General features: G+C 41.8%; 7 protein-coding genes and 1 rRNA gene. 3 read left to right on the forward strand and 5 right to left on the reverse strand.

Going from position 1 to position 8,877, the window contains the following annotated elements:
- Positions 1–94: ribosomal RNA gene (locus AB1488_10105) — 23S ribosomal RNA — on the forward strand; the annotation flags it as partial.
- Between the two features lie 162 nt (positions 95–256).
- Positions 257–1,603, forward strand: coding sequence for a sigma-70 family RNA polymerase sigma factor (locus AB1488_10110; GenBank protein MEW6410444.1), 1,347 nt, complete (start codon positions 257–259; stop codon positions 1,601–1,603).
- Positions 1,604–1,607: 4 nt separating this feature from the next.
- On the opposite strand, the gene AB1488_10115 is transcribed toward AB1488_10110, so the two are convergent.
- From AB1488_10115 to ileS, 5 genes are read right to left on the reverse strand one after another with little or no spacing between them, the layout of a single operon-like run.
- Positions 1,608–2,558: a hypothetical protein gene (locus AB1488_10115; GenBank protein ID MEW6410445.1), complete on the reverse strand. Its 951-nt coding sequence runs from the start codon at positions 2,556–2,558 to the stop codon at positions 1,608–1,610.
- 35 nt (positions 2,559–2,593) lie between these two features.
- Positions 2,594–3,718, reverse strand: a complete 1,125-nt coding sequence (locus tag AB1488_10120) for a DUF362 domain-containing protein (GenBank protein ID MEW6410446.1) — start codon at positions 3,716–3,718, stop codon at positions 2,594–2,596.
- Between the two features lie 2 nt (positions 3,719–3,720).
- A complete protein-coding gene (lgt, locus tag AB1488_10125; GenBank protein MEW6410447.1) occupies positions 3,721–4,494 on the reverse strand; it encodes a prolipoprotein diacylglyceryl transferase in 774 nt (257 codons plus the stop codon).
- A gap of 2 nt (positions 4,495–4,496) precedes the next feature.
- A complete protein-coding gene (lspA, locus tag AB1488_10130) occupies positions 4,497–4,970 on the reverse strand; it encodes a signal peptidase II (protein ID MEW6410448.1) in 474 nt (157 codons plus the stop codon).
- 6 nt (positions 4,971–4,976) lie between these two features.
- Positions 4,977–7,766 carry an isoleucine--tRNA ligase gene (ileS, locus tag AB1488_10135; protein MEW6410449.1) on the reverse strand — a complete coding sequence of 930 codons (2,790 nt, stop codon included), beginning with the start codon at positions 7,764–7,766 and terminating at the stop codon, positions 4,977–4,979.
- A gap of 289 nt (positions 7,767–8,055) precedes the next feature.
- On the opposite strand from ileS, the gene AB1488_10140 reads away from it, so the two are divergent.
- Positions 8,056–8,361, forward strand: a complete 306-nt coding sequence (locus AB1488_10140) for an RNA-binding protein (protein MEW6410450.1) — start codon at positions 8,056–8,058, stop codon at positions 8,359–8,361.
- Positions 8,362–8,877 lie beyond the last annotated feature (516 nt).

Genomic DNA, 8,877 nt, shown 5'->3' on the forward strand with positions numbered 1-8,877 from the left:
GGCTACTGGTAGACTACCAGTTCAATAGGCTGGATGTGTAAACACCGTAAGGCGCTTAGCTAACCAGTACTAATCAGCCGTGAGGCTTGACCACTACCCACTACCTCAGATACCTCACTACACCAGAGACAAAGAATAATATAAAAAGAAAAGAATAATATAATATAAAAAGAAAAGATTTTAATATACGGTCTGGAACCCCACGAAAGTGGGTTTTTATATTGCGTATAAAAGGATAAGGGGGATAAAAGAGAAAGTGAAAGATAACGATGTGTTTGAAGAGCTGATTGACCTCGGAAAGAGAAGAGGTGTCTTGACCTATGATGAGATAAATGACGCGCTTCCATCAGACTTCTTTTCTCCTGAAGACATAGACGATCTTATGGGTCTCTTAAACAACATGGGTATAAGAATTGTAGAGGCAGAAGAAGAAAGACCAAAAGAGATAGAGGAAAAAGAGTTAGAAGTAATTGAAAGACCCGAAGACCTCGTCCAGACATATTTTCACTCGATGGGCAACATTTCTATTCTCACAAGGGAAGAAGAGATTACCCTCGCTAAAAAACTTGAGGCAGGGGTTGAGGCACTCAGGGGAATTGCTATTTCAACCAGACTCATAAACACCGTGATCGAGGAGACAGCTACCAGCGAATTGGAAGAACACGAAAGTACTCAAATACTTGTTGAAACTGTGATAGAAAGACTAAAACCACTAATAGATAGAGTGCAGGAACTCGAGAGAAAGATAAGATACTGCAAAAACAAAAAAACACTAAGGGAGCTAAAAAGGCAACTCAGAAATATTGAGGAGGAAACAGGCAATAGCACTGAAAGATTAAAGGAATTCGGAAAAAATATTAAAAAGGCAGAAAACTTGATGCAGGGAGCAAAGAATGAACTAATAACACGAAATCTCAGGCTTGTGGTCAATATCGCTAAGAATTATGTTGGAAGAGGATTACCACTCCTTGATCTCATTCAGGAAGGTAATATAGGATTGATGAAAGCGGTTGATAAATTTAAATATGAAAAGGGGTTCAAATTCAGCACCTATGCAACATGGTGGATCAGGCAGGCGATAACAAGAGCGCTTATCGACCAGACCAAGACCATTAGAGTACCTGTGCATATGATGGAATTCTATAATAGGGTTACAAAGGCATCAAGAGAGCTTTCACAGAGATTGGGAAAAGAGCCTACAGCAGATGAGATTGCCACAGAAATAAGTGCTCCTACGAGAAAGGTTATAGAGGTATTCAAGGCAATACAGGAGCCAATTGGTCTACAAACCCCTGTGGGTGATGATGACAGTGTGCTCGGTGACTTCATTGGAGATAAGGAGACACCCTCACCCTATCATGAGGCAGAAACGAGGGAGGTTTCAGAACAGCTTCAGAGTGTTCTCAACACCCTTACACCCAAGGAAGAAAAGGTCATCCGTATGCGTTTCGGTATAGGTATGGAAAGAGACCACACCCTTGAAGAGGTTGGAAGACATCTATCAGTAACCAGAGAACGCATAAGACAGATAGAGGCAAAGGCGTTAAGAAAACTCAAACACCCGAGCAGGATAAAACTCCTAAAAACATTAATAAGCACATAATCCATTACTCTCCTGTCCAAAGTCTCCTGTATGTCATCCATTCTTTTTCATCCATCACCCAGTGTGCATATATAGCGACTCCAGCAAATCCTGCTTTTTGATTCCACTTCTCGAGCCCTGCTATAACACCATATAGCCCGTTCTCTATGTTCTCCACTTCGGGATTATGTACCCTTGTCTTTTTATCGTAGGCTGGAAGTCCGATCAATACCTCACACTGCAAGTTACCACTCACCGCAACAGCATTCAGAATATTCCTCGTCTGATTCTTTATATACCAAACATATGCCTTCTTAAGCGGTATTGATGTATCATATAGCATTGTTACAACCTGATCAACCTCCTTTGCGACATCTTTGTAATACCCTGTGCCCCAGAACCACTTATCATGCCATATGTGAGGAATCCTTATACCTCGCCACTTCATTGAGGCAACGGATAATATTTTCTCGGAGCCTATCATTTCCTTTATGGAACTGAGCAGTCTGATAAAGTTTCTATCGCCATCTCTGAGTGGTTCTATATTGAGATGTATACCATCAAACCCTGTATCTACTAACTCTCTGCTTACATTTCCAATTCTCATAATAACCTCATTTTGACCTATATCAAGATTCCCTTTAAACTCTTTGTTCAGGCCACCTAACCACGCAAGAACAACAATATCTGGCGACAAGACCTTCACTGCCCTGATAAAATACCTCACCGTCTCCAAAGAATACGCTGGGATTTCTCCATCCGTCTTAAGAGGTCCTGCGTGCAAGAATATGTATTTAATATCATTATTCTTTAACCTTAAAACAAGCTCTGATACCTCACTCTCTTTATAATCTCCTGTAAACCACCTGTGTGCCAACCAGATACCATTCATCTTCCTATTGAAAGGAACACCATCACCATTGGGATAAGGTGAATAAGCAGTGTATGCCACAATTATAAGTATCGGCAAACTCAATAGTATAATAAGTAATATGAGGCGAGTCTTTTTCACTAACGACCTATTTCAACGAGGGTATATTCTTTTATCCCGAGCCCCAATCGTTCAGCCTCGTCTATCTGCATCTGATATGGTCTTGGATTCACAATACCAAGGACATCTTCACCAGCAGCAATCCCCTTATCAGAGGCAACAGACTGTGGAAGTGGAAATGCCCTTTTGAGTATGTCTACCGTTGCCTGTTCTATTGCTACAATATCGTCAGATAAGAGTATCCCCTGATCCTGAATTACAGGCACATCTGCAACAGGCATGCAGTCGCATTCTGGCTGTATCTCTGTGAGAAAATTGATATAGATAACCTTCTTATCTTTGAATGTAGAAAGCACCGCCTTAGCGGATTCTGCAAGGGCTTTCTGGAATCTTTCATCATCAGAGGGCAGCATAAGCGCACTTTCGGGACAGACCCTCGTGCATCTACCACAACGCCAGCAATCCTCTTCGTTGTATGTAAACACCTCCCCTTCAAATATAATCACCTGCAATGGACAGATATACTGACATTGCAAACACAATGTGCATTTATCTTTATTCCAGTCGAGTTTACCTTCTCCAAATGTATGGACGCTGCCTCTTCCCTTTTCCCAACCGTAGACCCGGTGTCTGGAACTCATTCCACCCATAGATACATTCTTTATTGCTCCACCGTAGCCTGCCTGGATATGCCCTTTTATATGTGAGCATACTACCATTGCAGGGACATCATAGATCACTGATGCGACCGCAACTTCACCGAGTATCTCTCCTGCAGGCACAAGGATGTTATCATTACCGTATAGTCCATCAGCAAGGATTACTGGCGCACCACAGGAGAGATGGTTTATACCATTAATATTCGCCACCTCGAGGTAGTCAATCCCTTTAATCCTCACGGTATCGGTAACGAATGGCTTAGCACCAGTGTTCTTTATTGCATCAACTATCTTTCTTATAAAGACAGGTCTGATGACCCTGTGTGCTCCCTCAGAGCCAAAGTGAGTTTTGACAGCAACCCATTCATCCTCTTCAAAATATTTAGTTATATCTACATGCCTTAGCAGTGTTTCAAGCTTGCCTGGCATGCTGTATCTATAATCCCATCTTTCTGCCCTTGCGGATGTAAGATAGATAGTGTTCATAATCAGGTCATCCTTTCCTGTTTCTGTTTTTTACGATTAATGAGAATAACCATCGAGGCCACTGCAATTATTATAGAAATCCCCTGTGCGATAGAAATACCGTTATAAAGTATGTCTCTTGCCTCATCAGCCCTGAAGAACTCTATTACGAATCTAAGAATAGAATAAAGGAGTAGAAATAATAAGAAAAGTTGTCCTTCGAATGTCTTTTTTCTTCGCTTAATAACAAGGACTAAGAAGATGAGAAAAGAACCCAGTGATTCGTAGAGCTGTGTTGGATGCAATGGGACGCCAAGCCTCGCAAGTGAATATGGATCTGTGAAGACTACACCCCACGGAAGGTCTGTCTCTCTCCCGTAGCAACAACCTGCAGAAAAACAGCCCCATCTCCCTATCGTCAATCCTATGGCTATAGATGGGGCAATAATATCCGCAACCTTCCATGCAGGTAACTTAGCTTTCTTGAGATAGAGGAGACCCACAGCTATCGCAAGAAAAAGTCCTCCATAGAGGACCAATCCCCCTTCCCATACCTTCAGTATCTGAAGTGGTTTCTTGATATAATACTCATAGTGGGTAATTATATATAGAAGCCGTGAACCAATGATGGCGCTAATAATGATGTATAATCCAAGATCCACTATCCTCGCCTGTTCTATCCCCTCCTTCTTTGCCTGTCTTACTGCGAGGGCAAGTCCAAGAAGAAAACCAGCGGTAATCAACACACCATAGGTATAAATAGTAATTGGACCAATCTTAAACAGTATCGGATGCATAGTTATTTATGCCCCTTATGCGAACCTTTAAAGATATCTAAGATTACCATCAGGACTCCGATCGTTATAGAGAGATCAGCGATATTAAATGCAGGCCAGTGGTATTCTCCTATATAGAGATCTATAAAATCTATGACCTCTCCATAAAGAATCCTGTCTATGAGATTACCGATAGCACCACCCAATATGAATGAGAGGGCAACAATGAGAAGTCTCTCCCTTTCATGGAGTTTATAAATATATACAATAACCACTACAATTGCTATGAATGATACAACAAGAAAAAATACCTCATCCATTCCGTAAAATATCCCGAATGCCCCTCCCCTATTCCTTATATAAGTAAGGTTAAAGAAATCCTCTATCACATATATCGATTGGCCTGAAGACATTACCTCCTGAATAATATACTTGGATATCTGGTCAATAATAACCACAATTGTTGAAATGGCTAAAGCCGATATATATTTGTTCATATTTGTTCACCTGATTGCCTTAAAACACCTGTCACATATTGTAGGATGCTCAGGGTATTTTCCAACATCATTGCTGTAGTTCCAGCATCTTTCACACTTTAAACCATCAGCCCGCTCAATAAGAACCTTCAGTCCTCTGATCTCTGTGCTGGATACTGTCATAGAAGGCGCATCTTTTTCGGGATTCAGGGTTACAGCAGAGGTTATGAAAAGTGTGGGGAGGAAATCTCCGTAGCCTGATAAGAAGTCCATTAGTTCATCAGAAAGATAAAGTGATACCTTTGCCTCGAGGGAATTGCCGATTAATTGTTCCTTCCTGGCTATCTCTAATTGTTTATTTACTTCCTCCCTCACCTTAAGAAGTTTTTCCCATCTCTTATCAAGATCTTCGTCAAGATATTTCTCATCTACAGAGGGCATACGGTAAAGAAATACACTTTCTTCAAGCCCTTTCTCGTCTGGCAGGTAGCCCCTTACTTCCTCTGCTGTAAAAGAGAGTATAGGGGCAATAAGCCTTATCAGCCCATGGAGTATATAGTGCATAGTCCACTGTGCAGTCTTCCTTTCTTTTGAATCAGCCCTGTATGTATATACCCTATCTTTCAGGACATCAAGGTAAAACGCACTCATATCTGCAGCACAAAAGTTATATACCGAATGGAAGATCACATGGAACTCATATTCCCTGTATGCCCTCAAGCACTTTTTTACTAATCTCTGAAAACTTAAGAGCGCCCAGCGGTCTATTTCCATCAAGTCATCGCTAGTAATCTTTACCTCGTCAGGTTTAAAGTCATAAAGATTCCCTAACAGGTAACGACATGTATTTCTTATCTTCCTGTATGCCTCGACCAGTCTCCTGAGAATCTCATCTGAGATACGGATATCCTCTTTATAATCCTGGGCGGATACCCAGAGTCTCAGTATCTCCGCGCCATAGCGATTAATCACCTCCTGAGGGGCAATAACATTTCCTGCAGATTTAGACATCTTTTTTCCTTCACCATCCACTACGAATCCGTGTGTGAGGACTGTCCTATAAGGAGCAATACCATCTGCCCCTACGGATGTAAGCAGAGAACTCTGAAACCATCCCCTGTGCTGGTCGCTACCCTCAAGGTAAAGGTCAGCAGGCCATCGTAGTTCCTCTCTTTCCTTCAGCACCGCTGCATGGCTCACACCTGAGTCAAACCAGACATCAAGGATACCTGTCTCTTTTTTGAATTCTCTGCTCCCGCATGATGGGCACTTTATATCAGGAGGCAGAAACTCTGAAACAGTCTTTGTAAACCATGCATCCGCTCCTTCTTTCTCAATTATATCAGCTACACACTCAACAAGCCTCCTGTCCATCAAAAAAACTCCACAGGGGATACATGAAAGGAGTGTTATCGGAACTCCCCATGCCCTCTGTCTTGAGATACACCAGTCAGGTCTATTCTCAATCATCCCGTATATCCGCTCCCCCCCCCAGTGTGGTATCCATGTTACCGAGCTTATACCTTCTAACGCCTTCTTTCTGAGATTGTTAGTCTCCATTGAGATAAACCATTGCTCTGTTGCCCTGAAGATAACAGGTTTTTTACATCTCCAGCAGTGAGGGTAAGAATGGATGATCTTCTCTTCATATAGAAGTGCACCAAGCTCCCTTAACCTTTCTATTATGCCTTTATTCGCCCTGAAGACATTCTGCCCTGAAAATCGCTCAACCTCTGATGTGAATCTCCCGTGATCATCAACAGGAGATAATATATCGAGACCATATTTAATACCCATCTCATAATCCTCCTGTCCATGTCCTGGTGCAGTATGAACTACTCCTGTCCCTTGATCAAGTGTGACATATTCGCCGAGGATGATAATGGATTCCCTCTTTATAAACGGATGTTCTGCATGAATACCCTCAAGTTCCTTTCCTTTTATGCGATGAAGAACCTCATATTTTTCAACCTTCAATCGTTCCATCACATCATTTAGAAGTCCTTCTGCAACGAGATATACCTCGTTGTTTGCTGATACCGCAACATAATCGTATTCAGGGTGAAGACAGAGTGCAAGGTTTGCAGGGAGTGTCCATGGTGTAGTCGTCCAGATAACAAAATAAACGGTGGACGGTGAACAGTGGACGGTAAACAGTAATTCAGGGTTTTTGACTTTGAACTTTACATAGATCGACGGAGATTCGCGATCCATATACTCCACCTCTGCCTCTGCAAGTGCTGTAACACAGGTAGGACACCAGTATACTGGCTTTCTACCTTTATACACTGCCCCGAGTCCAACAAATTTCCCAAATTCGCGGACGATTGTCGCCTCGTATTTATAATCCATAGTTCGATAAGGGCTTCCCCAGTCTCCGAATACACCAAGACGCTTGAACTCTTCCCTCTGGATATGAATAAACCTCTCCGCATACTCCTTGCAGAGTTGTCTTTTCTCTTCAATAGATATGCTTTCTTTCTTATCTCCAAGTCCTTTATCAACCTGATGCTCTATAGGGAGTCCATGACAGTCCCATCCAGGGACAAATGGAGAAGAGTATCCTTCCATGGATTTAAACTTCACGATTATATCTTTAAGTATCTTGTTCAGGGCGTGCCCGATGTGTATATGACCATTTGCATAGGGGGGACCATCGTGGAGTATAAACACAGGCAGGTCTTTGTTTTTCTGCTGAAGTTTCTCATATATCTTTTTGCTTTCCAAATGCTTAAGTATTTCGGGTTCTCTTTCCGTGAGGTTTGCCTTCATTGGGAAGTCTGTTTTTGGTAAATTCAGCGTTTCTCTATAATCCATGAAAAAATGGTAACATCGCAGTTTCTTTACTGTCAAGTGTTTTTGGGGAGAGTTATTTCATACTTGAATATGGCAACCTCCTGTGATAAGATTTCCACAAATATAGCACTAAGGGTTAGCTTTTCATAAACATAAAATAAACGTTAACAATCGGATTCGGGGGGGATTATTTTTATTTCTTGACAAAGTTTACAATATAAATCATTATATTCTTGCTTTCAAAGGTTTTTGGAGCGGCCCGCAGAGATTTTTGGAAAAGTGGGTTTTTATCGACCAAGGAGGAATGAGGATGAGCACAAAGCTTTATGTGGGAAATCTCTCCTTTCAGGCATCGGAGAGTGAGGTCAAAGATTTATTTTCACAGGCAGGGGAAGTTGAATCTGTAAGAATAATACTAGATTCATATACTGACCAGCCGAGAGGATTTGGTTTTGTTGAGATGTCCTCGAAGGCAGATGCCGAAAAAGCAATAGCCATGTTTAATGGTAAAGAATTTATGGGTAGGGCGCTGACAGTAAATGAAGCAAGACCCCAGCAGAAGAGAGAGCGATTTGGTGAAAGAGGCAGTAGAGGAGGAAAAAGAGGAAGGAGATAATAATTAAGGTTTCTACAGCCTCAGTGTTGATGCTAATTTAATTGCCTCAAGCATGCTTGAGGGATTGGCCTTTCCATATACTATGCCAAAAGGCAGTGTGCCGTGGTTAGGTGATGTCCTTAGAGGCAGTCCTCGGTTACATTGACCCCTTTTTCAAAGCATAACATCTTAAGAATTAGTAAGAATTAGGAACACAGAGTTTAAACATGTCACTGATAGAAGGCTGAGTTTGAAATTTTACCCCGCACCCAGAAAGCCCCGCCTTTTAGGCGGGGTAAAAAAATATAGCAAGGGTGGGGTTTAAAGCCTCACCCGCGCAGTCCTCGCACCCCACGAAAGTGGGGTGTGGGGTTTACTTGCACTGTTTTTTCATAGAAGGCAAAATGGTAAATCTAAAGGACAAGTTCGGAGAAGTGCTTGATAAAATGATAGAATATTGGAAGGAGAAAAGTATATTCTATTAGGTAATAGATATAATTATAAGGAGAGGATACTTAGATGAAAAAGGTACTGTTT

It is taken from the genome of Nitrospirota bacterium (assembly GCA_040756155.1).
Taxonomy (GTDB): Bacteria; Nitrospirota; Thermodesulfovibrionia; order JACRGW01; family JBFLZU01; genus JBFLZU01.